This window comes from Pantoea sp. CCBC3-3-1 (assembly GCF_007981265.1).
Lineage (GTDB): Bacteria > Pseudomonadota > Gammaproteobacteria > Enterobacterales > Enterobacteriaceae > Erwinia.
Map to the genome: position 1 here is coordinate 3,099,305 of NZ_CP034363.1, position 25,272 is coordinate 3,124,576.

The following is a 25,272-nucleotide window of genomic DNA, read 5'->3' on the forward strand; positions in this document are numbered from 1 at the left end:
CTCTCCTGAAGGTTATTCACGACGTATTCGACGCGCCAGACGCGTGCCGAGCGTCTGTAGTAGCTGCACGATGACAATGAGCACCAGCGCGGTGGTGAGCGTGGTAAAGGCATCAAATCGCTGATAGCCATAGGTAATGGCTAAATCGCCAATGCCGCCGCCGCCCACGGTGCCCGCCATTGCCGTTGCGCCCAGCAGGCCGATGGTGGCCGTGGTTAGCGCCAGGATGAGCGAGGAGGCGGCTTCGGGCAGCATAAAATGCCAGAGGGTTTGCCAGGTACTCGCGCCCATGGCATTGGCCGATTCCAGAATGCCCTCGTCAACCTCCAGCAGCGAACTTTCTACCAGTCTTGCAATGTAAGGCGCGATAAACACCACCAGCGGCACAATCGCGCCCGCCGTGCCGATAGTGGTGCCGACCAGCCAGCGCGTCAGCGGCAAGATGGTGATTAATAAAATAATAAAAGGCAGCGAACGCAGAACGTTAACCAGCGGATTTAACAGTTGATGAAGCACCCGATTGGGTAAAATACCGCCGGGCCGACAGACCACCACTACCATCCCCAGCGGGATGCCGAGCAGCGATCCAAACCCCAGCGAAATGCCGATCATGACCAGCGTGTCGTGCAGCGCCAGCAGAAACTGCTCGCCGGTAACGGCGGTATCAAAGAATTCAAACATCGCTGATTTTCACTCCTGCCTGATGGAGATAGCGAATGGCCGCCTCGGTATCTGCCGTTTTGCCGCCAATCTGCACAATCATAAAACCCAGGATTGTGCTCTGTACTTCAGACATATTGGCAAACAGGATATTCACCTCAACCGGAAACTTGCGCATCAACTGACTGATGATCGGCTGCTGAGCCGTCTGGCCGATAAACTCCAGCCGCAGCGCGCGACTGTGGCCCTGCTGCCTAATCCGCGCCAGAGTTTGCTCCGGCAAGCGATCGTGGATCACCGATCGCACAAAGCTGGCGGTGACGGCGTCCTGGGGCTGACCGAAAAGCGACAGCACGCTGCCCTGCTCGACTATTCGCCCGTGCGCCATCACGGCAACTTTGTGACAAATTTTCTGCACCACCGACATTTCGTGGGTAATCAGCACTATGGTGATGCCGTAGCGCTTGTTAATCTCCTGTAACAACAGCAGAATTTGTACCGTCGTGTGCGGATCGAGTGCCGATGTTGCCTCGTCACACAGCAGAATAGACGGGTTGGTCGCCAGCGCGCGGGCAATGCCGACCCGCTGCTTCTGCCCACCCGACAGTTCGTTGGGATAGCGCTGCGCTTTGTCGCTGAGATTGACGAAAGCCAGCAGTTCATTCACCCGCTGCCGAATAAAGTGTTTATCACGCCCCTGTAAAATCAGCGGGATCGCCACGTTATGAAACACCGTGCGGGAATTCAACAAATTGAAGTGTTGAAAGATCATCCCAATATCTTTCTTTACCGCATTGAGCTGTTTTTTAGTAATGTGCTGTAGCGAGACATCATTAATCCGCACCTCGCCACGATCGGGCACTTCCAGATGGTTAATTAAGCGCAGCAGCGTGCTTTTCCCCGCGCCGCTCGCACCAATAACGCCAAAGATATCACCCTGATGGATAGTCAGGCTGACCTCTTCTAACGCCAGCAAATTTTCTCCCTTGCGCGAGAAGGTTTTGCTGACTGAGTTAAATGTAATAACGGGCTGGCTCATTTGAAATAGTCAGGCAGCAGATAACCATCATATTGATGGTGCGAACGAATATAGTTTTTAAAATCATCGGAGCGGTACCCTGCCACAATATCTTTGGCAAACGCCGCCTGCTGGTTTTTCCCGGCTACGGTGACAACGTTAATAAACTGGCTGGTGGGGGCTTCCAGCTTTAGCGCAGAATCCAGTTTCATCCCGCTGGAAACGGCAAAATTTCCCTGAATCAGGCCAAAATCGACATCCGGCAGCGCGCGCACCTGCTGGGCATTGTCCATCTCTTTCAGTACGATTTTGTAGGGGTTTTCACTGATGAATTTTTGAGAGAAGGTGGCCGGGTCGCTGTCCGGGCGGATTTTCAGCCAGCCTAAACTTTGCAAGACCAGCGCCGCACGATATTCATTAGGCGCCTGATTGGGAACGGAAATAACGGTGCCGGGCTTAGGTGTCTCCAGCGTGGTTATTTTGCCGCCATAAAGGCCCATTGGTGGCGTAGGCACCTGCACGATCCCCACATTATCAATACCCAGACGCTCATTTACCGACTTCAGATAGACCGGATGCTGCATGATATTGGCTTCGATATTGCCACGGCTGACCGCATCGTTAACCTGAATGCCGTCGCTAAAGTCTTTATATTCTATTTTATAGCCTTTCTTTACCAGCCAGGGCGCAACGCCCTGCTGAAACTGGTCTTTATACGGCCCTGGATTAAAACCAATACGAATTAATTTATCATCCGCCTGCGCCGCTGAAAAAAGCGCAGCAGAAGAAAGTAAAGCCACAACTAATTTACTCATCAATGTCATGCGCATAAAAATCTCTCTACGTGAATAATCAAGGCGATTAAATCACAGAGTGACTGACTGTAAGAAGCCTAAACCGGGCTGTACTTATGGCTTTATTGCGCTAAGGATATTCAGATTACGTTATTGCATTTGCTGAATAACATTATCTCATTTATTGCTTCCCGATGCGCTGCAATTCGGTTTTCTGCCGCAATGCGCTATGCGATAGTGACGTCCTGTTTTTATTTAATCGGAATGAGAATGCCGGTATTTTCTGCCTCTGCGCTGGTAAATCAATTAGAAGAAAATCTGTTTAGCGTGCTTGAGAAAATGGCCGCGCAAATAGATACCTCGCGACGTCCGCTGATCGATCTCTCTTCCGGCAGCCCGCGTCAGCCGACACCGGCTGCGGTGGTCACCCGTCTGCAAGCCGCTGCGGCGCTCTCTGAAAATCACGACTATCCCTCTTTTTGGGGAAAACCCGCGCTGCGTCAGGCGATTGCTCGCTTTTATCAGCGCCAGTATGGCGTGGAGCTGGATCCTGAACATGAGATCGCCGTGTTCCAGGGCGCGCACATTGGCGTTACCGGTCTGCCCCGGTCCTTACTCAATCCGGGGCAGTATCTGATTTCAACCGATCCCTGTTATCCCATTTACCGTTCTGCCGCCGTTCAGGCGCAGGCAGAGTTTTATGGTATTCCGCTGCATGCTGCACGCCAGTTTCTGCCCGATTTTGGCCAGGTGCCTGAAAACGTTGCGCGGCAGGCCGGACTGCTGATGCTGAACTATCCGCATAACCCTACCGGTGCCATCGCGACTCCCACCCTGTTTGCCGAGGCGCTGGAATTTGTTCAGCAGTGGCAGATCCCGCTGCTGCACGATTTCGCCTATGCGGCGACAGGCGTTCATGCACAGGATAAGCCGCTGAGTTTACTGGCTCAGCCAGAAGGAAAGCATTGGGGCGTGGAAATTTATACGCTGTCGAAAACCTTTCTGATGGCGGGCTGGCGTTTCGGTTTTGCCGTGGGCAACGCCTCGATTATCAGCGCATTCAAAAAACTGCATACGCACAGCTACAGTACGGTATTCGGCGCGGTGCAGGACGCTGCCGTGACCGCGCTGGATCTGCCGGAAAGCACGGTTTCTCATTTCGCCGCGATTTACCACCATCGTCGCGAAAAGGTGGTTCAGGCACTTCATGCTATGCGCTGGCGGTTCGATGCGCGTCAGGGCACCTTTTTCCTGTGGTTGCCCGTACCCGCACGCTTTACCGCCCAACAGTTTACCGAGAAGCTGCTGCGTGATGCTCAAGTGCTGGTCGCGCCGGGACACGGCTTTGGTGCGGGCGGTGAAGGTTTTGTACGCCTGAGCCTGACGGCCGATGACGATGCCTTAGCCGAAGCACTGAAGCGAATAGCGGCGCTGAAGCTGTTTGTATAAGGTTGGGGATGATTCTTTCGCTCCCTCCGAACAAGGTGGACAACTGCCAAACCGCCTTAAGAATATAAGGTCTCCAGCTTGCACATGCGTTAATTCTGCACCGAGCAAAAACAAGCCGTTTTTTTATTCTCTGCGTTGAGTGACGGAGCAATAGTTGTCTGTCTGCGATAACAGTGAATATTGCTAACCTGGACAGCATTCAAATCTGACATTATTTAACCGCGCAATTAACGCAATGAATGAGTAATTTCCCGCCTTATCACTGCAGCTGTGTTCGTTATTTAAGCTTTTGCACGTTTAAAGCAAAAACTTCTTTGACAACACCTCAGCCCATCGCTAATATTCGCCCCGTTCAAACGATTCCTCTGTAGTTCAGTCGGTAGAACGGCGGACTGTTAATCCGTATGTCACTGGTTCGAGTCCAGTCAGAGGAGCCATATTCCTGTTTTCATGCATCTTCACGAATCTTTATACGATTTAGATTCAACAAGTTAGCGTGAAATTTCTTCCCGATGCATTTTCATTTCCCCTTCCGCATCCGGCGAAATTGGTGGTCTGATTTATGGTCATTTCGGTTCGATAATGGCGCGACCACCCTATGTCCCTGTCCGACGCGAAAACTCGCAGCATTAAGCCTTCTCTGGCTATCGATTCTGAAAATATAAAAGCCTGAACCTTAACCAGGACAGATGCAGTCAGCAGATATCGGGATTTAAGTTTCAGAGGTATAAAAACTACGTAGCTGACATAATTCCTTGTTAATATTGAAATTTAAAGGTCTCAGACTTGGCGACCGGAATATTCTTTCGTCGTGGATTAGGGTTAATGCCCACGTTTTAGCATGCTTTAAGAAGGCCCGGCATAGTGGGATCATCATAAGTCGGGCATTCCTGGGTTATTTCGTGGCACTTTGCGCTATCTCTTGCCTGATCTCGGCAAGGGTATCCCGCATCGTCCCGAGACATTCCGCTGCCACTGAGCCAGCCATTTTTAGCGCCGGTTCAGCCTTCGCAAAATAAGCTTCAATCTGGGCCTGTGTAAATTGGGTCATGCCGGGTATGCTGCATATAAATGACGTACCGAAACGCTGTTGTAAGCGGTCTGTACTCTTTTCCAGCGGTTTGGTTGCGTTAATCACAGATACAGGGTCTTTAATCAGCGCCATGCTGATAGCGGTCGTCAGTTCCACCGAGTGCTCAGCGTCAAGGGTATCGCCAATACTGCCAATCTTCTCCGGCAGTGCCTGGAGCGTTTTATGGTCCGCCTGTTCTACCTGTCGAATATAAGCGCTCCATTCGCCCGACGATGCTAAGCACGACATTGATAAAATACAGGCGACCAGAACAACGGCACGCCCGATCATCTGACCACCTCCAGCGTGTTATCCGTTGACTGGATGATTTTTGAGCGAATGCGCGGTCCCATTATTATGCAGCCCTCAGAAGCAAAACCGGGAACCGCTGGTGGCCTCTTTTCGCCGTGAATACGAAACAGGGAACGCCCGAATCCATCACCTGAAACCTGAGTCAGGGTGATAGTCATAGGCCCCTTCGAACTCGTATAGCCGCTAATACGCCATGTTCCGCGTGGAATTGGTCCCATCCCTTTAACGTGCTGGCGGTCAGGATTGTTTTTGTTTGTCAAACTTCCCGAATAACCTGTACCCACTAATTTACCGTTGTGCCAAAGCTCGCCGGTATTTTGAGAGTATGTCCATGTCATGTGCCGTGCTCCTTATGCCGCGCTGCGTTCTTTCCAGGAATCAGAGTGGATAATATTGCCGTCCAGATATTTCCAGGTGATTTTCTCATATGTTATTTCGAATACTTCCAGATGATCGTGGCGTTCGTAGTCCGGGTCTTTAACATCTTCCATAAAGGGGACAACACAGGTAATCTGGGCATTCTCAAGAAGTACGTTAAAATATTCTTCTTCCTGGCCGGCGTAATTAATTCGATAGAATTTCAGCTCTGCGGATTTTAAGCGTTTTCCTGAGCTGACGAATTGATAAAGATACGGGCTGGAAGAGTCCAGTGCTTTGGTGAGAATAAAGGGGACATGTTCGCGAGTTGCGGTTATCTTGCCTGACAGGTCATCCGTGGGGAGTGACACGCTGTGAGCCAGCGCGGTGATCTCTATGCTTCCCTCACGTTGATGTACGTCTACAGAGCCTTTGAGGGGGTTTCCGCCATCGTCCTTTAACCATAAATAAACAGGTATAGCCATTCAGCGAACTCCTTTTCCGTGACAGAGAGGATAATTATTACCTTCCTATATGAATGAATCATCATTTGCAGTTTATTGATATACATCAAAAAAATACAAGCCCGCTTAAGGAAACTTAAGCGGGCTTTTGCTTTTCAGGAAATTCGTTTTACCACCGGATGTTTTTCGGTCGCCATTTCATGAAAAATATCGTCCAGCCACTGAGCTAAACCTTCTGTTTCCACATCCGCAGGGATCACATAGTCACGCAGGCGAGAACTTTTGTTTTCATTGAGATCAACCCGATACAGTTCCCATCCAGAACTCACTGCTTTCACACCCAGCGTACGGCCAAAAACATTAAATATAAGCATGGTTAGATCCTCTGTTTGAGACCCGGTTACGTTATCCGGCGGCGTTTTTAACCTCAGGTCAGACGATGAAGAATCAGAGCGAGGTCAGGCTGTCTGCTTCACACTTTATTCCCGTATTGCCTGGCGCTGTTCCAGTCGCCTTATCGATGGTACCAGGCTTGCGGCTACAGAGGCCACGATTACTGCTATCGCGCAGGCCAGCAGCACGTGGGCGTTACCATAGCGCAGCGCCAAAGGGCCGGCGGCAAGCTCGCCCACCGGGATGGCGATAAAAGATCCCATCGCATCCCACGCATAAACGCGTGCGAGCTTATCGGCAGGAATGTGGGTTTGCAGATGATGTGCCCAGATCACGCCAAACTGCCCAAACCCGACTCCGGCCAGGAAGAAAGCCACCATCAGAGCCGGTGTAGCGGCCATTTTACTGAGTAAGAAAAGGGGGACGGCGCTAAGCGCCACCAGCATGACGCCAATCAACATGTCGCGGTTTGGACGCCAGCGAAGCGCCATAAAAGAGCCAACAATCAGGCCCACGCTTTCCGCTGCGATACTGATCCCCCAGCCGGTTCGTCCTACTGATGCATCCGCCACGACAGGCCCCAGCACCATCATCACCCCGCTAAAAGCCGCATTTACAATGGTGAACTGGATAACAACCGTCCAGACCCAGCTGCGGGCGATAAACGCCTGCCAGCCCTCTCGCAGATCGTGCAGAAAATGGCTGCTCACTTCCCGCTGACTTGCGCTGATTCGGATGCAGTAATAAAGAGGAGCGGAAACAGCGAATCCCAGCGCGTCGATAGCAAGTCCCCAGCCCGGCCCCACAGCACCCACCAGTACGCCGCCCAGTGAAGCCCCTGCGATAGTACCGGCATAAACGCCCAGCTGTATAAAAGCGTTAGCCTGCCTGAGTTTCGTCGCGGGAATGGTTTGTGGCACCAGCGCGGACGACGCGGGAAGCGCAATCCCCGCAGCCGCGCCATTCAGGCTTCCCAGCAACATTAACGCGGGAATATTGGCAGTGCTGGCCAGCACCAGCCAGGCGACCATCCCCTGCGACAGCGCCGCGATCGCCGACGATGAGAGCAGCACTTTGTTGCGGGAATAGCGATCGGCCAGCACGCCGCCCAGTAATAAAAAAGCGACGTTAAACACGGAGCGCGAGGCCACCACCAGACCTAAATCGCCCGCTGAACCGCCTGTGTCCAGCACGGCAAAAGCCAGAGCGATAGGCGCAATAGCATTGCCCGAAACGGTGAAAATACGCGCACAGAACAGGTTTCTGAAGGCGGTAAAGGACAAGACATGTCGGTTTGCTGTACTCATTTGACTCAGGCTTCCTTACCGGCAGCCACGCGGGCAACAGGTTGATGACTGAAAAAGTCCGTACGTTTAAAAAGGCAATAAAGCTGAATTTAGTCTAACGTTATTTATTTTTCGCAATTACATTTCACATTAACCTATATCGATTATTTAATATAGCTAAAAAGAATTTAACAAGCCCTGCTTCTCGCCTTAGTCTGCCTTTCACGATGCCAGCTAATTATCTAAAAAATATATAATACCTGCCGGGAGAAATAATGAAAAAGTTTTTTAGCCAACGCCGACTGCCTGCTGTCGCCGCTACGATGTTATTAACGTCATTAGGCGGCATTGCTCAATCGGCTTATGCGGAAGGAAATATTAGCATTGCGCAGCAGTTTGGCATTGGTTATTTGATTCTTGATGTGGTGCGTGACCAGCATTTAATAGAAAAGCAAGGCAAAGAAGAAGGGCTGGATATCAAAGTTGAATGGCGAACGCTTTCAGGGGCAACGGCGATTAACGAAGCGTTGCTCTCGGGCGCGCTGGATGTAGCCTCCGCTGGCGTACCCCCGATGTTGACCGTTTGGGATCGCACCCGTGGCCGACAGAATGTGAAAGCGATTGCCTCGCTAGGCTCAATGCCTAATTACCTGCTCAGCAATAACCCTGCGGTCAAAAACATTAAGGATTTGAGCCAGAAAGACCGTATTGCGGTGCCTGCCGCAGGGGTAGGTTTTCAGTCACGCACGCTGCAAATCGAAACCGCTAAGCTGTATGGCGCAGGCGATTTTAAACGCTTTGACGCCCTTAGCGTCAGCCTTCCTCATCCTGATGCTAACGCCGCGCTGATTGCTGGCGGCACGGAGATTACCAGCCACTTTTCCAGTCCACCTTTCCAGTATCAGGCGCTGGAACATCCTGCGGTGCATAAAATTCTCAGCTCCTATGACGTGCTGGGCGGCCCCGGTACTTTTAATGTGCTTTACACCACGCAGAAATATCACGATGAGAATCCTAAAACGTACAGGGCGTTTTATGCTGCGCTGGCTGAAGCCTCACGCATTATTCAGGCCGATAAAGCCGCAGCGGCACGGACCTATATCCGCACAGAGAACTCAAAATTACCGTTAGCGCTGATTGAAAAGATTGTTAAGGATCCGGAAATTGATTTTACCATTTCGCCCGAGCGCACCTTTATTTATGCCGAAAAATTGCATGAGCTCGGCGTACTGAAAAACAAGGCGGATTCGTGGAAAGATTATTTCTTTCCGGAAGCCTGGACCCATCCGGGGAGTTAACCGATGACCACCACACTCATTCAGGAGGCGCTTGTGACATCCTCAAATCCGCTGTTGCAGGTTCGTGGTCTCGGGCTGGAATATCGTACGCGACGTCAGCAGATTCGGGCGACGCACGACGTCAGCTTTGACGTCTGGCCTGGCGACCGGTTTATCCTGCTCGGTCCTTCCGGCTGCGGCAAATCAAGCCTGTTGAAATCGATAGGCGGTTTTCTTCCTCCGGTTAACGGCGAGATCCGCCTTGAGGGGCAGCCGGTTATTAAACCGGGGCCGGATCGCATGATGGTTTTTCAGGAATTCGACCAGCTGCCACCGTGGAAAACCGTGCTGGAAAATACGCTTTTTCCGCTGCTGGCAAGCCGTAAAGCGACGCGTGCAGAAGCACGAGATCGGGCGCTGCATTTTCTCGATAAGGTCGGCCTGGCAGACTTTGCCGATGCCTGGCCGCATACGCTTTCGGGCGGCATGAAACAACGCGTAGCGATTGCGCGAGCGCTAACGATGCAGCCCAAAATGCTGTTGATGGATGAGCCGTTTGCCGCGCTTGATGCGTTGACCCGGCGCAAAATGCAGGAAGAGCTGATCGGCCTTTGGGAAGATGAGCGCTTTACCCTGCTGTTTGTCACACATTCCATTGAAGAAGCACTGATTGTTGGCAACCGCATATTGCTGCTTTCGCCACATCCGGGACGGGTTCGGGCCGAGATGAACAGTCACCAGTTCGCGTTTGCAGACAGTGGCAGCGACGCTTTTCAACAAACCGCCAGCCGGATACACGATCTGCTGTTTACGCCTGAATCTTCAGCGTCGCAGCCCACCTCCGCCCACCTGTCACCTCTGATGAGCGTATTGTCATGACTCTCCCTCTGCACAAACTGGCTCCACCGGTTCGCCCTGAATACCTGCGCGAGCTTGCGCCTCTGCCACAGCAAAAAATCGAACAGCCGCTGCCGTTGCGCGTTCGACTGTGGAACAGCGCCGGATTGCGTAAAAGCGGCCTGCTGGTGATTTTATTGCTGCTATGGCAGGCGGCGGCATTATGGCAGCAAAACGATCTGCTGCTGCCCAGCTTTACGCAGACATTACGGGCTTTTATTGAAGATACGGTGAGTGGCGAGCTTCCCAATAAAATTGCCATTTCTCTGGGCACCTTAATCAAAGGCTATGCGCTGGGAAGCCTGCTGGCACTGGCGCTAAGCGCACTGGCCGTCTCCAGCCGCCTCTTTCGCGATCTGCTCGGCATGTTGACTTCGATGCTCAATCCTCTCCCCGCCATCGCCCTGCTGCCGCTGGCGCTGTTATGGTTTGGGTTGGGTGAAAACAGCCTGATTTTCGTCCTGACCCATTCCGTGCTCTGGCCCATGGCGTTGACGACCTGGAGCGGCTTTATGTCAGTTTCCGAAACCCTGCGCATGGCTGGACGAAACTACGGCCTCAGCGGGTTTCGCTATGTCTGGCATATTCTGATCCCGGCCGCGCTGCCTGCCATTCTTTCCGGCCTGAAAATCGGCTGGGCCTTTGCCTGGCGTACGCTGATTGCTGCCGAGCTGGTCTTTGGTGCATCCAGCGGTGCTGGCGGTCTGGGCTGGTATATCTTTCAAAACCGTAATGAGCTGTTTACCGATCGCGTATTCGCGGGTCTGGCTTCGGTCATTGTGATTGGTCTGCTGGTAGAAAGCCTGATTTTTGCCACGCTGGAAAGATTGACGGTAAAACGCTGGGGGATGCAGCGCTAGCGTGACGTATGCTCATTCTTTACCGCTTTTAAAGGAGAACCGTATGAAAAAAGACCGGCATCTTTCCTGGCTGCTTGCCGGGGCGCTGCTCTGTTCCGCCGCAGCGCCTGTTACTGCACTGGCGGAGGCGGTCAACTGGGGCAATCGCTGGCAGCATTTGCCATCAACGCCTGCGCCCGTTGCGGGTTTAAAAACCGGTTACGCCAAAGTGAACGGCATCGATTTGTGGTACGGCACGCTGGGCAGCGGTTCGCCAGTGATCTTTATCCACGGCGGGCTGGCTAACGCCGATTACTGGGGTAACCAGCTGCCGGTTATCGCAAAGCATCATCAGGTGATTGTGCTCGACAGTCGCGGTCACGGCCGCAGCTCGCGAAATACCCAGCCTTATGGCTACGACTTAATGACCGACGACGTTGTAGCGCTGATGGATCATCTGCATCTGCCAAAAGCCGATATTGTCGGCTGGAGCGATGGTGCCATTATCGGTATTGATTTGGCTCTGCGCCACGCTGACAGAGTTGATAAAATCTTTGCCTATGCGCCGAATACCGACACCCGTGGGGTTCGGGCCGACGTGGCGGAAAATCCGCTGTTCGCGTCCTATATTACCCGCGCCGGAGAGGAGTACAGGCGGCTGTCGAAAACGCCGCAGGAATATGATGCCTTCGTCAGGCAGATTGGTGAGATGTGGCAATCCCAGCCCAACTGGCAGGACGCCGATTTGAAAAAAATCCATACGCCGGTGCTGATTGCCGATGGCGATCGCGATGAGGGGATTTTGCGTCCGCATCTTGAACACATTGCCGCGACCATTCCTCAGGCTGGCTTACTGATCCTGCCGAACACCAGTCATTTTGCTTTTTTGCAGGCACCGGAAGAGTTTAACGACGCGATCCTTAATTTCCTCGACACCCCTTCCGAACGCGCGCGCTAATCCGCAGCCATGAGACGAGTAAAAAAAGCGTGTTTGTCGCCTCAGACACGCCTTTTGTTTTGCGGTCGATCAATAAGCGCGCCAACAGTTACAGTCAACCGGTCGTTACTCTGGCATGATGATCCCCTTTCGCCGCTTCAGGCTTAGCGCGACCGATAAGGCCCCCTATGATTACCTTCGAAAAAACCATGCTGGTTAATTTCAGTCAGGGTCAGATGTATGACCTTGTCGCCGATGTCGCTGCTTACCCGGAATTTTTGCCCTGGTGCCAGGAAGTAGAAATTGTGGAAGACCAGCCCGAACGCAAGCTGGTACGCATTGGCGTGCGCCACTCGCGGTTGCCCCAGCTTAATCTCACCACGCGTGCGACGTTTCATCCGCACAGCTCGCTTCATCTGAAACAGGTATCTGGCTCGTTTCTGGCAGCCTTCGAAGGTGACTGGCGATTTGCGCCCGACCCGGACCATCCCGGCCAGTGCACGGTCACTTTTATCGTACACTACCGCTTTTCTAACGCGCTGCTGAAGCTGGCGCTGGCACCCTTTTTTGCCCTGCTGGTACGAATGTTGCCAGAACTGTTTGTTCAGCGAGCCGAACAAATTTATGGATCGCGCTGAAGACGCACGCTACCAGGCCTTTATTGCGCGACCCCTGTTTCAGAAGAGATGAGTCAGATAGTGCCCGCGCATCAGTAATAACGATGCTTTTCTCCCGCCCCATCAATCCTGGCTATCCTTGAAGATGGATACGCTCGTCTAAATGCGCGATCCCGACGGCGGGTTTGCTAAACGCTCGCCCTTCTTTTTCAGGTCTTAATTTTTTGAAGCGATGAGGCAGTGTTAACGGCGCACGCGCGGCGTGCGCCTTTCCCGCTGTCAGCGACCTCCCCACCTGGAGACCACGATGACGCAATCCCTGCAATTAACCGTAAACGGTCAGCACTATGAAGTGGCGTCCGATCCCCGCGCCACCCTGCTGGATGTTCTGCGTGAACACCTCCTTTTAACCGGCTCGAAAAAAGGCTGCGACCAGGGTCAGTGTGGCGCCTGCACGGTGCATATTGACGGCGAGCGTGTGCTTAGCTGTCTGACGCTGGCGGCGCAGGCTGAAGGCCGCTCTGTCACCACGATCGAAGGACTGGCAGCAGCCGATGGCACCCTGCATGCGGTGCAGGCCGCTTTTCTGGAGCACGATGCCTTTCAGTGCGGCTACTGCACCTCGGGACAGATTATGTCTGCCGTCGCCTGTATTAAAGAAGGCCACGCGCGTTCCGACGATGAGATCCGCGAATATATGAGCGGCAATCTCTGCCGCTGCGGCGCCTATCCTAATATCGTTAAGGCCGTAAAAGAGGCGGCGACGCATCTCTCGCAGGAGGTGACATCGTGAGAGAATTTAGCTATCACCGCGCGTCCAGTGTGGCAAACGCGCTGGCTCAACATCATCAGCCTGAAAGCCGCTTTCTGGCAGGCGGCACTACGCAGCTCGATTTGATGAAGTGCGGCGTTGAGCGTCCTGCCCAGCTGGTTGATATCAGTCATCTTAGCGAACTGCGCGATATCGCTTTACTGAACGGCCGGCTGAAGCTGGGCGCGCTGGTTAAAATGAGCCAGGCCGCCGACAGCGAGCTGGTACAGACTCACGCCCCGGCAGTAAGCGAAAGTCTGTCGCTGGCCGCCTCGGCTCAGCTGCGCAATATGGCTTCGCTGGGCGGCAATATTTTACAACGCACCCGTTGTAGCTATTTCCGCGATCCGCAGGCCTATCCGAACTGTAATAAGCGCCAGCCCGGCTCGGGCTGTGCAGCGCTTGAGGGGCAGAATCATAATCATGCGGTATTGGGCATCAGCGACAGCTGCATTGCGCTTTATCCGGGCGATTTTGCCGTCGCACTGACCGCTTTTGATGCCGTATTGCATTTACACTCCGCAGACGGTAAGCAGCGTACCGTCGCCGCTACCGATTTTTTCTGTCTGCCTGGCGATCGCCCGGATATTGAAAATCAGCTGGCAGCGGGTGAGATGATCGTTGCCATTGAGGTGCCTCTTAGCCCTGCGCTGGCGCGCTCTCACTATCTCAAAGTGCGCGACCGCAGTTCCTATGAGTTCGCCGCAGCCAGCGCGGCGGTTGGGCTTGAACTGGAAAGCGATGACGTGACGATTAAAGATGTTCGCATCGCCCTGGGCGGCGTGGCCACGCTTCCGTGGCGAGCTTATCAGGTTGAGCAGGCATTGAAAGGCCAGCCACTGAACGAAGAAACGCTGCGTAAAGCGGCAGAAAAAGCCACCGAGGGCGCCATCGCCCACCAGCACAACGCACATAAAATTGTGCTCGCGCCGCGTGTTATCGCCCGGGCCTTAATGCAGGCAGGAGGTCTGGTATGAGTACTTTTGAGACTCGCGACGATGTGCCGCTAAAAGAATCTTATCAGTCACTGGGCCGCCCGCTTAACCGTGCCGACGGCAGCCTGAAAGTTCAGGGTCTGGCCGCTTATGCAATAGAAAAGTCGCTGGAAAATATGGCTTATGCCGTGGTGGTGCAGTCCACTATTCCGGCGGGCCGTATCAGCCGTATGGATATTGACCGCGCCCGACAAGCGCCCGGCGTGCTGGCCGTTTACAACTCTCAAAGCGGGCTAAAAATTCATCCGGCAAAAACCTTCAGCCAGGGCGGTGCCGCCGCGCAGACGTTTGTCCCGCTACAGGACGACAGGGTTTTGTGGAACGGTCAGCATATTGCGCTGGTGGTGGCGGAATCGCTTGAAGAAGCGACCGAAGCCGCTGCGCTTATCGTGACGGAATATGAGCCGCAGGCCGCCGTGATCCATCCCGACGATCCTCAGGCGACGCCTGAAGCGCCGGAAGCGTTGACCATCAGCTGGGGCAACGCGCTGCCTGCGCTTGCCGCGGCAGACGTGCAGGCTGGCGGCGTTTATACCACGCCACGCGAATACAACTCTCCCATTGAACCCCACGGCTGTATTGCCCACTGGCAGAATGGCAGCATAACGCTGTGGGAACCCAGCCAGTGGGTGGGCGGCGCGCGTCAGGTGGTATCAGAATGGATGAACATTCCCCATGAAAACGTCAGGATTGTTTCGCCCTACGTGGGTGGTGGATTTGGCTGCAAAGGCGGTATTCAGCCGCACAGCGCGCTGGCCTGTGCCGCTTCACGCGAGCTTCACCGCCCGGTCAAACTGGCACTGACCCGACCGCAAACCTTTACCTCTTTTGGTGGCCGGCCACGAACGCATCAGCAGCTGGTGCTGGGCGCATCAAAGGAGGGCAAGCTGCAATCAATCGTGCATGAGAGCTGGAACGAAACCGCGCTGGAAGATGTGCACAAGGAGCCGTGTAACTCGGTGACGTCGCTGATGTACGCTTCGCCAAACTTTCTCTCCCATCACCAGCTCATTCATCTGAATACGGTTAATCCAGGCTGGATGCGCGCGCCGGGAGAAAACCCCAGCACCTTTGCGCTGGAAGTGGCAATGGATGAGCTGGCTTACGCCCTGAAAATGGATCCCGTTACGCTCAGACAGATCAACTATGCCGAAGAGGATCCTAAGGCAAAAATCCCCTGGAGTTCACGCCAGCTGCGTGAGGCGTACCAGCGGGGAGCGGAAGCTTTCGGCTGGAGTAAACGCCCCGTTGAACCGCGCAGCCTGCGCGAAGGCCGCCAGCTGATTGGCTGGGGGATGGCGTCCGGCACCTATCCGGTTAACCGTACGCCTGGCGAAGCGCAGATTGTGGTGCATGGCGACGGACAAATTGAAGTGCAAAGCAGCGGCGCGGATATCGGCACCGGCACCTATACCATTCTGGCGCAGACGGCCGCGGACGTGCTGCAAGTTCCGCCTGAGGCCATTACCGTCTCTTTAGGCGATACGCAGCTACCGCGCGCGCCTGTCGCGGGCGGCTCACAGCTGGCGAATGTCCTGACCGGCGCGGTACATAAAACGGCACTGGCGCTGCGGGACAAGCTGATCGCGCTTGCCATCAGCACCGAGCAGTCGCCTCTGTGGCAGGCCTCGCCCGCCGACGTGTCGCTGGCGGATGGGCACGTATGGTTAAACAGCGCCACGGAACGCCGCATCACTTTCAGCGAGCTGCTGGCACTCAGCGGTCATGAAACGCTGGTCGCGCACCAGGACACCTTTGCTAAAGATGCCAGTGAGGATGACCGTAACGCCGCCGATCGCACCTCTTCCATGATGCTGCCGTCCACCGCAGGCGGCGTTTCTGCCCACAGCTGGAGCGCCGTCTTTGTTGAAGTCGCCGTTGATGAGGATTTTGGTACGGTAAGAGTGAAAAGAATGGTGGGCGCGTTCGATTCAGGTCGCGTTTATAACCCCAAACTGGCAGAAAGCCAGTGGATCGGCGGCATGGTGATGGGCATTGGTCAGGCGCTGCTGGAACAGGGCGTGATTGACGATCGCGATGGCCGTATAGCCAACGCCAGCCTCGCTGATTATCTGATTGCCGTTAATGCAGATATCCCTGAACTGACGGCGATTGATGTCGGCCAGCCGGACTATCTGGCGACGGCGCTGGGCGGTAAAGCCGTGGGCGAACTGGGTATTGTTGGCGTTGCAGCCGCCATTGCGAATGCGGTCTGGCATGCCACCGGGAAACGCATCCGCGATCTCCCCATCACGCAGGACAAGCTGCTTTAGGCGCTGATTTCTCCCTCCCCCTTACCGTTGGTGCCTTCCCGGCTGATGGTAAGGGGCACCGCTATTTTTTGTCCGGCAGCTGTGACGGTAAATCAATATCTCGCAGGATCGCTTCATCATCCAGTTCAACGGTATGGAGAGGAAACTGGGTCAGTAAATCACGTGCGCCGTGCTCAGCAGTCAGCTGAGAAAGCGCGGCCTGCGTACTACGACCAAATCCCACCGGATGACCCGGCTGGCCGCCAAACGTTGGTCTGACAATCCCCTCATCCGTTATTTCTTTGGCCATTCGCTGTAAAACAGCGGCAGAAATAAACGGCATATCGGCAAGATGGATCAGCCAGCCACGCCAGCCCGACATTCTGCGAACGCCCGCCGCAATCGACTCCCCCATCCGATCGTTCTCCACCAGCACCACGGGAATGCCCTGCTGCTGGCAGTAGCGCTGGATAGCGTGCTGCGCTGGCCGGGTCACGACACAAACCGGAAGCTGGCTTTGCAGGGCGGCGCGACAGCTGTGTTCAAATACCCTGCCTGCCCGGCCGGACGCATCGCTAAATTCAGCCAGCAGCTTATCCGTTTCACCGCCTGCTGCGGTAAAACGACGCCCATGTCCGGCGGCAATCACTAAGATGCCAACCGGGTTGTCCTGAAGCTGCCGATCGTCCATTTGTGGTTCACCATTATTCACGTTCAGGTTATCAGTCTGCCACAAATTAACCACGCGTGCGGTTAATTCCTGCAACCTTCATGCGCGTCTGCGCGATATCGGTTAACATGCTGTTTTGCTATCGATAATCGCCTGAGGAGAGACCATGACACAGACGCCGTTAACCGTCGCTGAAGCGTTGGATAAGCTGGACTCATTGTATGAAGAGGCGGTCAGCGCTTTGCGGCTAGCCATCACCGCTTATATCGATAACGGCACGTTGCCGGACGAGGCCAAACGGGCTGCGGGCCTGTTTGTCTACCCTGAACTGCGTGTCAGCTGGCAGGGCGATGCGGAGAGCCATAAAATGTCACGCGCCTTTGGCCGTTTCACCCGTCCCGGTAGCTACGCCACCACCATTACCCGTCCGTCACTGTTTCGCCACTATTTGACCGAACAGCTGGAAATGCTGTGCAGCGAATATCCTGTGACGCTGGAGGTAAAGCCCTCACAGCAGGAAATTCCTTTCCCGTACGTGATTGATGGCTCGAACCTGGGGCTGGATCGCAGTATGAGCGCCGGTCTGGCTCAGCATTTCCCAACTACCGAGCTGGCGCAAATCGGCGATGAAAATGCTGATGGCCTTTATCAGCCGACGGAAGCTTATCCGCTGTCGCACTTCGATGCGCTGCGCACCGATTTTTCTCTGGCCAGGCTGCGCCACTATACCGGCACGCCGGTTGAGCATTTTCAGTCTTATGTCCTGTTCACCAACTACACGCGCTACGTGGATGAGTTTGTGCGCTGGGGCTGTGAGCAGATCGCCGATCCCGATTCACCTTACGAAGCGCTTTCCTGCGCGGGCGGCATTTTAGTTAATGCTGAAACTCCAAACCTCCAGGAAACGCTGTCCGGCCTGGCCTGGAAAAATCACCAGATGCCCGCCTGGCACCTGCTGGCGAAGGATGGCAAAGGCATTACGCTGATCAATATCGGCGTTGGCCCTTCTAATGCCAAAACGATTTGCGATCATCTGGCCGTGCTGCGCCCGCATACCTGGCTGATGATTGGCCACTGCGGCGGCCTGCGCGAAAGCCAGACTATCGGCGATTACGTGCTGGCGCATGCCTATTTACGTGACGATCACGTGCTGGATGCCGTGCTGCCGCCCGATATTCCCGTTCCCAGCATTGCTGAAGTCCAGCGCGCCCTGTTTGACGCCACCAAGCAGGTCAGCGGCATGCCGGGCGAAGCGGTGAAACAGCGTCTGCGCACGGGTACGGTAGTGACGACCGATGACCGCAACTGGGAGCTGCGTTATTCCGCCTCCGCGTTGCGCTTCAACCTGAGCCGCGCCGTTGCCGTGGATATGGAAAGCGCCACTATCGCCGCTCAGGGTTATCGCTTCCGCGTTCCCTACGGCACGCTGCTGTGCGTTTCAGACAAGCCAATCCACGGCGAAATCAAACTGCCAGGCCAGGCGAATCGTTTCTATGAAGGCGCAATTTCGGAGCATTTGCAGATTGGCATTTGCGCCATCGATCTGCTGCGGGCAGAAGGCGATAAGCTGCATTCCCGTAAGCTGCGTACCTTTAATGAACCGCCGTTCAGATAAGGCGAGATCGCGGGGGAAATAGCGTTTACTGCCAGCATAATTGAGTCAGGCATGTTGTTTAACATGCCTGACTTCCCTGCTTACGGCTATTTCCAAATTGAAATCAGTGAGGTACCCGTTTTTATTTGCATGCTGAACAGAAGCTATTGTCTTTGCCCCTGCCACACAGACGAATCAGAGAGTCATCCAGCGCCGTTCCTGTGCGGATACAGCAATCGCTTCCAATACTTTTGACACCTGTAACCCTTCGGCAAAGTCTGGCCACATGCGATCGCCTGCGGCAATCCCGTTTATCAAATCACGGATCTCAACGGTTTTCTGATCGTTAAAACCAATGCCGTGACCTGCCGAGATACAGAATGCAGCATAGTCAGGATGAGCCGGCCCGGTCAGGATAGTTTTGAAGCCCTGCCGCCCTGCCGGATCGTCATGCAGATAAAGCGCCAGCTCGGCCATTCTTTCCTGGGTATAGCGGATCGTGCCTTTGGTGCCGGTTACCACATAGGTCAGACCCATCTTGCTGCCGCAGGCGATACGCGACGTTTCAATCACGCCATGCGCACCGTTAGCGAAACGCAGGAGCGCGCTGGCCTGATCTTCGTTTTCCACTTCACGCATCACCAATGGATTTTTCGCATCCGGCCGCTGTTTGATTACCGTCAGCATATCGCCGGATACCTCACTGATGTCGCCGACAAGAAAATGCGCCATATTAACAATATGCGCCGCCAGATCGCCCAATGCCCCCAGGCCAGCCAGCGCTTTCTGGCAGTGCCAGTCGAGCGGCGTCAGCGGATTAGCCAGGTAATCTTCATTGTGGGTGCCGTAAAAGTGCACCACCTCACCGATTTCGCCTCGGGCGATAATCTCTTTAGCCAGCTGGCTGGTCGGGTTTTTCATATAGTTAAAGCCCACCAGGGTTTTCACCCCCGCAGCTTCAGCCGCCCGCGTCATCTCTTCGGCATCAGCTACATCCAGCGCCAGCGGCTTTTCCGAATAGACATGTTTGCCGTGGCGTATCGCCTCTAACGCCATCTCCTTATGCAAAAAGTTAGGCGCGCAGATATCGACGACATCAATATTGGGATCGGCGACCAGCTCACGCCAGTTGCCGGTTGAGCGGTGAAACCCCAGCGCGGCTGCCTGCGTTTTAGCGATTTCCGGATCCACCTCTGCAACCATCTCACGTACAATTTCACCTTTAAGCCGGAACACAGTTGAAGCCTGCGCGTAGGCAATAGCGTGGCAGCGGCCGATATAACCGGTACCAATCAACCCAATTCTGACCTTTTCCATATAAGTTCCTTGCAGGTGAGCGATGCGAATGCATGAAATGTATATTTCAAAAAGTGGCAAAACAACACAAAAATGAAATAAACGTGATCATCCTGACAAAAAACACTGTATGGGGATTCTGGATGCAGAGGTAAATTGCGAGATGGCTTTGATTTTTCTTATGAAGAAGAAAATTCAGCTGACGTCGAGTGCTAAAAAGGAGGGATTATTAACTTTAATTCTACGCCTGTTCGGATTGCCTGTCGGGCGTTACCTGCCCCCAGCTTGCGAACAACATTTCCCATATGGAATTTCACAGTGCGTAATGTAATACCGATTATGATTGCAATTTCCCCATATGTTTTCCCCCTGCTCGACCAGTACAGCACTTCATTTTCCCTCACGGACAAAATATTTTTCTGAGGGAGAAATATCTTTTCATCGTTGATATATAAAGCATGATCGGCTTTGTACATCTGCTCGTGAATATCAATGAGCAGCATTTGCAGCGCATTTCGTTCAGTGATGATGCTTTTCTCCAGCTCCGGGTCGCTTACGCTGGTAATCATTGATAAAAGTGCCATCTTATTATTGTGATCGTGCAAGACGAATGTAAAACCACCAGCCAGCGGGTAGTTCGTAGACGTGGTGAATTTCTTAATAAAATTCAAATCACAAAAATCAGTAGATTTATTGCCCCACGAAAATGGAGAAAATCGCGTCAAAGCGGAATGGATAACGGGGTCGACACACTGGAAGTTTTTTTCCCGATAAATATCCACCCACCCCTGAGGATAAGTTGAAATAATCAATGTATTCAGGATATTAGACTTATCAACTATAGTGTAAGCATATTGTGGGCTATCCCACACTAAAAGTTTCTGGTCGATATATCTGGCTATTTTACGTGACAGCAATAACTGCTTATTTATTTTTGACAAAACAAAAATCCCTTTTCAATCATTCCATTCTGTACAGTAATCATTCAAATAAAAATTCATTGCACTTCTATCGACTCACATGGAATTTCAAGTAAATTCCGAAAACAGCCTGGAACTCAGGTAAACTATTTTCAAGGAGATATTATATGTATAGCTATACGCAATAGCCACCTGATGAGGATTGGCACAGCTCAGATATTATCGCTTCAATCAAAAAAACAGGCACATCCATGGCCGCTCTTTCGCGGCGTTCGGGACTTTTCTCATCAACGCTGTCGAATGTTTTGTACCGAAAATGGCCTCGTGGTGAAAAAATTGTTGCATCTCATCTTAACATTCCGCCCTGGGTGATCTGGCCCTCACGCTACAAGCGCGATGCAGAGGCCGCAGACTGCGCAAAAACGCATCAGCCTATCCCCTGAACGGGCTTGCTGCTGTGTAAAACGACGATTAATTCAGCATTCAGTCAAAAAGGTTCAAAACAGGCTTTGACAACCTGCAGAGCACTGGATATCATGCGCCCCGTTCCAACAATTCCTCTGTAGTTCAGTCGGTAGAACGGCGGACTGTTAATCCGTATGTCACTGGTTCGAGTCCAGTCAGAGGAGCCATACATAGAAAAGCCCGCTTAAGGAAACTTAAGCGGGCTTTTTGCTTTTCTGGCCGATTATCGCAGGTTCGGCACGGGCCGATGCCGCCTAAGCAGTTATAACAGACCCCTCACCGTCGGTGTCGCGGCCGACACGTACTCCCTGCACGGGAGAATGACTGAACGGAAGCCCTGTGAGGCACTAAAAGAAAGTCTGTGGCACTGCCATGTAGCCGGGCGCTTCCGGCAGCATGGCGTTATTCTGCGACATCAGCATATAAAAGTTGGACGATAAAATGTCGTTCACTTTGCTGAGCGGCATCGCTTTCTGGAACAGATAGCCCTGGCCATAATCGCATCCCTGTTTTTTCAGCCACAGCAGCGTCGGGAAATCTTCAATACCCTCTGCCGTCACCTCGACTTTCAGCTCACGGCATAATGCCAGCAGCGTTTCCACCACCCTCCTCTGTTCCCGATTAGCTGGCCCGGAAGAGATAAAGGAACGGTCGATTTTTATCTTATTGATGCCCAGCCCCAGCAAAATGGAGAGGTTAGAATAGCCGGTGCCGAAATCATCAAGCGACACCTTAAAGCCCCGATTCTTAAGATGTTGAATGGAATGTCGCGCCTCTTCAGAATTGCTCATCACATCGTTTTCAGTGATTTCCAGCTCCAGGCGGAACGGACCTGAACTTTGCATGATGTCATAAAGGCGGTTGGTCAAATCAGATTTAATCAACTGTCTCGGCGCAATATTCAGGGAAAGGGTAATCTCTTCCGGCCAGTCCTTTGCGATGTGACAAACCTGCTGTAACAGCTGTTCGGTCAACCGATCGATCAGGCCCAGCTTTTCAATCACAGGAATGAAGACCTCTGGCGAGACCACTTCACCAGAAGGCAGTGTCCAGCGCGAAAGGATCTCAAACCCCACCAGTCTTCCCGTATTCAGGCTGAGAATAGGCTGGAGGAAAGGCTCAATAGCATTATTTTCCACGGCATCCGCCACGCTAAGCTCCAGCATCTCTTTTTGCCGGAACTGCTGTGCCATAACCGGGGTAAAAAAGCTCAGGCGCTGCATTTTCCCGCTCTTAGCCTGATACATGGCCAGATCCGCAGCCTGCACCACATTGTAACTACTGCAATCGTCAGAACGCGCAATACCGATCGACAGGCTCAGATACCCTGACTGCCCGGTGGTGATTTTAGCGGCCCGCAGACGTATATTGTCTGCCAGTCCCATCAGCGCGTCGGTTTCACAACTATCAGTAATCAGGGCAAATTCGTCGCCGCCAATGCGGAAAACCAGCGTATTGGCGCTAATAAAGTCATCCAGCACGCCTGCCAGCGCAACCAGCGTGGCATCTCCCTGATGATGACCGTTAAGATCGTTAATAATTTTAAAATCATTCACGTCTATCATGATGATAGCGTACGGCACGGTACTGCTGTCACAGAGCGCAATATGGCTGTTAAATGCCCTGCGGTTTCCCGCTCCGGTCAGCGCATCGGTATGCGCCATACGGATAGCCTTCTGCTCAGTGAGCGCAAATTTTCGCACAAGGTTTGCGATTATCAGTCCTGGTATAATCATGGCAGGCAAAGAGAATAACGTGGAAGTGACAATAAACCTGAGTCGTTCGCTCACTTCGAAGTTATCATCATAGCTTAAGCCAAATAAAGAAGAGACATATTCCTCAGCACCAAACTCCCATAGCGTGGAAAGCAAAAGGATTGTCAAAAAGTTTATTGCTGCGACCAAAATGAGTTTCAAACGCATTTAGCAGCCCCGGGTTCTTTAGTTGAGTTAAGCATCATTCACGGGTTATTCAGGCAGCAGCTTACAAAAAAGCGCTCCGCTATTAATTTTTTAAAAACAAAGAGTTAATCGCATCCGCTTGCGCCGGTGCGCTTCACTGATAAAGGACGGAAGCAGCCTTGCTTTAGCTGTACACGCAGGCCGGACAAAGGGCCAACCCTGCCCGACGGGCAGAGTCGTATAGCACCGCGCAATTAAATCACACAACGTTCAACCAGACTATATTTTTTTTAGCCTGGCGATGTTTCAGGTCACATTTAGCTAAAAAAGAGAATTTGAGTTAAATTTAAATTGCACATAAGAACCGGAAATAAAATATATTTCGCGGGTAAGTTTAATTTTATTAATTTAATTAGTGTTGATAAAAAAAAGAGCAGAAAATAATTCTGCTCCTGAAGGTTTTGCTAAATCAGCTTATATCGCTGCCATTACTGGCAATGACTTTTTGGTACCAGTAAAAAGAGTTCTTTTTATAGCGGTTGCCGGTGCCGGAGAGCGTGTCATCCAGATCGACATAGATAAAGCCATAACGTTTGCTCATTTCACCGGTAGACATGCTCACCAGGTCGATGCAGCCCCATGGGGTGTAGCCCATCAGCTCCACCCCATCTTCAATTGCATCCGCCATTGCCGCTATATGCTGACGCAGATAGTTGATGCGATAGTCATCGGCAACATTAAATTGCGCGTCCGGCTTGTCGATAGCACCCAGACCATTTTCAACGATAAACAATGGCTTACGATAGCGGTCATAGAGCTGGTTCAAGCCAATTCGCAGGCCAACCGGATCGATCTCCCATCCCCAGTCGCTGGCTTCAAGGAACGGATTACGTGCTCCGCCCAGCAGATTGCCAGCGGCAGCCGTGGCTTCCGGGTTCGTTTTATAGATGGTTGATGACATGTAATAGCTAAAACCAATGTAATCGACCGTGTGCGCTTTTATCAGCGCCAGATCGCCCGGCTGGATGTCCAGCTGCACATTGCGCGACTGCCACAGCCGTTTAGCATAATAAGGATATTCACCGCCCGCCTGCACATCCGCACAGTAAAAGTTAAACAGCTGCATCTCCTGAAGCGTGGCCAGCTGATTCAGCGGATCGCAATCGTAAGCATAAGCGGTGGCATAAATAATCATGCAGCCGATCTGAATTTTTGGATTGGTTTCATGCGCGATTTTCACCGCCAGGCTGCTGGCAACAAACTGGTTATGCCATGCCTGAAATTTAGCCTGGTCGTCCAGTGCGCCGGTTTTCACCGTCAGGCTCTGGCTCATCATTGGGAAATGTACCGCGCTGTTGATCTCGTTAAAGGTCATCCAGTAAATAACTTTATGACCGTAACGTTCGAGCACCGTACGGGCAAAACGCTCGAAGTGACCAATCACTTCCCGGTTCTTCCAGCCGCCATATTCCGTGGCCAGATGCAGCGGCATTTCGTAATGTGAAAGCGTAATAACCGGCTCGATGCCGTGCTGAATACAGGTATCAATCACCTCATCATAATGGCGCAGGCCCGCCTCGTTAGGCTGCTGCTCTACGCCGTTTGGATAGATACGCGTCCAGGCAATGGAAAAGCGATAACATTTGAAACCCATTTCAGCAAACAGCGCAATATCTTCGCGGAAGCGATGATAGTGATCGATGCCCTTGTGATTAGGGTAGGTGTAGCGGTCGGGATAGAGCGTGAAATCAAATTCGGGAGAGGAAACAATCTTTAAGCGTTCTTTGCCGCCGGGAATGGCATCAACAATCGACAGTCCTTTCCCCTCTTCATCAAATGCGCCTTCAACCTGGTTTGCGGCGGTGGCACCACCCCACAAAAAGCCCTGCGGAAACCTTTCTTTCATAACGTTCATCCTTTTATAAGCCGTTTTTTGCACCTCGCCGGGCTTGCGGCCAGCGAGATTCAGCACTGCCTGAACGACTACGGATTCTAA

The 25,272-nt window shown here is 52.9% G+C and carries 24 protein-coding genes and 2 tRNA genes; 13 read left to right on the top strand and 13 right to left on the bottom strand.

The annotated features are described in order from the left end of the window. Window positions 1-12: 12 nt before the first annotated feature. From EHV07_RS14650 to EHV07_RS14660, 3 genes are read right to left on the bottom strand one after another with little or no spacing between them, the layout of a single operon-like run. Window positions 13-681: a methionine ABC transporter permease gene (locus tag EHV07_RS14650; RefSeq protein ID WP_147198745.1), complete on the bottom strand. Its 669-nt coding sequence runs from the start codon at window positions 679-681 to the stop codon at window positions 13-15. Then, entirely contained in the window at window positions 674-1,699 is a 1,026-nt protein-coding gene (locus tag EHV07_RS14655) for a methionine ABC transporter ATP-binding protein (RefSeq protein WP_147198746.1), read from the bottom strand. The genes EHV07_RS14650 and EHV07_RS14655 overlap by 8 nt, the downstream gene beginning before the upstream one ends. Continuing rightward, entirely contained in the window at window positions 1,696-2,493 is a 798-nt protein-coding gene (locus EHV07_RS14660) for a MetQ/NlpA family ABC transporter substrate-binding protein (protein WP_371419642.1), read from the bottom strand. The genes EHV07_RS14655 and EHV07_RS14660 overlap by 4 nt, the downstream gene beginning before the upstream one ends. Before the next feature lie 249 nt (window positions 2,494-2,742). On the opposite strand from EHV07_RS14660, the gene EHV07_RS14665 reads away from it, so the two are divergent. Next, the gene (locus EHV07_RS14665) at window positions 2,743-3,921 is read left to right on the top strand and encodes an aminotransferase class I/II-fold pyridoxal phosphate-dependent enzyme (protein WP_147198747.1); all 1,179 of its coding nucleotides are present in this window, start codon (window positions 2,743-2,745) and stop codon (window positions 3,919-3,921) included. Window positions 3,922-4,282: 361 nt separating this feature from the next. Further along, window positions 4,283-4,358: transfer RNA gene (locus EHV07_RS14670), tRNA-Asn, on the top strand. Window positions 4,359-4,816: 458 nt separating this feature from the next. Here the strand turns inward: EHV07_RS14670 and EHV07_RS14675 are convergent. From EHV07_RS14675 to EHV07_RS14695, 5 genes are all read right to left on the bottom strand, one after another. Then, window positions 4,817-5,284, bottom strand: coding sequence for a hypothetical protein (locus EHV07_RS14675; RefSeq protein WP_147198748.1), 468 nt, complete (start codon window positions 5,282-5,284; stop codon window positions 4,817-4,819). After that, entirely contained in the window at window positions 5,281-5,643 is a 363-nt protein-coding gene (locus EHV07_RS14680) for a tlde1 domain-containing protein (RefSeq protein ID WP_147198749.1), read from the bottom strand. The genes EHV07_RS14675 and EHV07_RS14680 overlap by 4 nt, the downstream gene beginning before the upstream one ends. A 12-nt stretch (window positions 5,644-5,655) precedes the next feature. After that, window positions 5,656-6,147, bottom strand: coding sequence for a type VI secretion system tube protein TssD (gene tssD, locus EHV07_RS14685; RefSeq protein ID WP_147198750.1), 492 nt, complete (start codon window positions 6,145-6,147; stop codon window positions 5,656-5,658). 134 nt (window positions 6,148-6,281) lie between these two features. Next, entirely contained in the window at window positions 6,282-6,500 is a 219-nt protein-coding gene (locus tag EHV07_RS14690) for a hypothetical protein (protein ID WP_147198751.1), read from the bottom strand. A 105-nt stretch (window positions 6,501-6,605) separates the two neighbouring features. After that, window positions 6,606-7,826, bottom strand: coding sequence for an MFS transporter (locus EHV07_RS14695; protein WP_147198752.1), 1,221 nt, complete (start codon window positions 7,824-7,826; stop codon window positions 6,606-6,608). 302 nt (window positions 7,827-8,128) lie between these two features. Here EHV07_RS14695 and EHV07_RS14700 point away from each other — a divergent pair, with 302 nt between their 5' ends. The 8 genes from EHV07_RS14700 to EHV07_RS14735 all read left to right on the top strand — a co-directional run bounded on the left by EHV07_RS14700 (window position 8,129) and on the right by EHV07_RS14735 (window position 16,451). Next, a complete protein-coding gene (locus tag EHV07_RS14700; RefSeq protein ID WP_217363433.1) occupies window positions 8,129-9,103 on the top strand; it encodes an ABC transporter substrate-binding protein in 975 nt (324 codons plus the stop codon). 3 nt (window positions 9,104-9,106) lie between these two features. Next, window positions 9,107-9,961 (top strand): ABC transporter ATP-binding protein, encoded by an 855-nt coding sequence (locus tag EHV07_RS14705; protein ID WP_147198754.1) that lies wholly within the window; start codon window positions 9,107-9,109, stop codon window positions 9,959-9,961. Next, on the top strand, window positions 9,958-10,839 hold the full coding sequence (locus EHV07_RS14710; RefSeq protein WP_147198755.1) for an ABC transporter permease: 882 nt from the start codon (window positions 9,958-9,960) through the stop codon (window positions 10,837-10,839). The genes EHV07_RS14705 and EHV07_RS14710 overlap by 4 nt, the downstream gene beginning before the upstream one ends. A 43-nt stretch (window positions 10,840-10,882) precedes the next feature. Further along, a complete protein-coding gene (locus EHV07_RS14715; protein ID WP_147198756.1) occupies window positions 10,883-11,776 on the top strand; it encodes an alpha/beta fold hydrolase in 894 nt (297 codons plus the stop codon). Between the two features lie 167 nt (window positions 11,777-11,943). Beyond that, window positions 11,944-12,393, top strand: a complete 450-nt coding sequence (locus EHV07_RS14720; RefSeq protein WP_147198757.1) for a type II toxin-antitoxin system RatA family toxin — start codon at window positions 11,944-11,946, stop codon at window positions 12,391-12,393. A 286-nt stretch (window positions 12,394-12,679) separates the two neighbouring features. Further along, window positions 12,680-13,165: a (2Fe-2S)-binding protein gene (locus EHV07_RS14725; RefSeq protein WP_147198758.1), complete on the top strand. Its 486-nt coding sequence runs from the start codon at window positions 12,680-12,682 to the stop codon at window positions 13,163-13,165. Then, on the top strand, window positions 13,162-14,160 hold the full coding sequence (locus tag EHV07_RS14730; RefSeq protein ID WP_147198759.1) for a xanthine dehydrogenase family protein subunit M: 999 nt from the start codon (window positions 13,162-13,164) through the stop codon (window positions 14,158-14,160). Before EHV07_RS14725 ends, EHV07_RS14730 begins: the two co-directional genes overlap by 4 nt. Beyond that, entirely contained in the window at window positions 14,157-16,451 is a 2,295-nt protein-coding gene (locus EHV07_RS14735; RefSeq protein WP_147198760.1) for a xanthine dehydrogenase family protein molybdopterin-binding subunit, read from the top strand. The genes EHV07_RS14730 and EHV07_RS14735 overlap by 4 nt, the downstream gene beginning before the upstream one ends. Window positions 16,452-16,512: 61 nt before the next feature. On the opposite strand, the gene EHV07_RS14740 is transcribed toward EHV07_RS14735, so the two are convergent. Beyond that, window positions 16,513-17,175, bottom strand: coding sequence for an NTP transferase domain-containing protein (locus tag EHV07_RS14740; RefSeq protein WP_147198761.1), 663 nt, complete (start codon window positions 17,173-17,175; stop codon window positions 16,513-16,515). Between the two features lie 91 nt (window positions 17,176-17,266). Here EHV07_RS14740 and EHV07_RS14745 point away from each other — a divergent pair, with 91 nt between their 5' ends. Continuing rightward, window positions 17,267-18,715, top strand: a complete 1,449-nt coding sequence (locus EHV07_RS14745; RefSeq protein ID WP_147198762.1) for an AMP nucleosidase — start codon at window positions 17,267-17,269, stop codon at window positions 18,713-18,715. A gap of 174 nt (window positions 18,716-18,889) precedes the next feature. Here the strand turns inward: EHV07_RS14745 and EHV07_RS14750 are convergent, their stop codons facing one another. Together EHV07_RS14750 and EHV07_RS14755 are read right to left on the bottom strand one after the other, a co-directional pair. Continuing rightward, window positions 18,890-20,011, bottom strand: coding sequence for a Gfo/Idh/MocA family protein (locus EHV07_RS14750; RefSeq protein ID WP_147198763.1), 1,122 nt, complete (start codon window positions 20,009-20,011; stop codon window positions 18,890-18,892). A 191-nt stretch (window positions 20,012-20,202) separates the two neighbouring features. Beyond that, entirely contained in the window at window positions 20,203-20,931 is a 729-nt protein-coding gene (locus EHV07_RS14755) for a LuxR family transcriptional regulator (protein ID WP_147198764.1), read from the bottom strand. A gap of 230 nt (window positions 20,932-21,161) precedes the next feature. On the opposite strand from EHV07_RS14755, the gene EHV07_RS14760 reads away from it, so the two are divergent. Both EHV07_RS14760 and EHV07_RS14765 read left to right on the top strand, forming a co-directional pair. After that, entirely contained in the window at window positions 21,162-21,353 is a 192-nt protein-coding gene (locus EHV07_RS14760) for a transcriptional regulator (RefSeq protein WP_371419643.1), read from the top strand. 113 nt (window positions 21,354-21,466) lie between these two features. After that, window positions 21,467-21,542, top strand: a tRNA-Asn gene (locus EHV07_RS14765). Between the two features lie 180 nt (window positions 21,543-21,722). Here EHV07_RS14765 and EHV07_RS14770 read toward each other — a convergent pair. Both EHV07_RS14770 and EHV07_RS14775 read right to left on the bottom strand, forming a co-directional pair. Beyond that, window positions 21,723-23,039: a bifunctional diguanylate cyclase/phosphodiesterase gene (locus EHV07_RS14770; RefSeq protein WP_254446253.1), complete on the bottom strand. Its 1,317-nt coding sequence runs from the start codon at window positions 23,037-23,039 to the stop codon at window positions 21,723-21,725. A 706-nt stretch (window positions 23,040-23,745) separates the two neighbouring features. Beyond that, entirely contained in the window at window positions 23,746-25,182 is a 1,437-nt protein-coding gene (locus EHV07_RS14775) for a glycoside hydrolase family 1 protein (RefSeq protein WP_147198766.1), read from the bottom strand. Window positions 25,183-25,272: the final 90 nt, after the last annotated feature.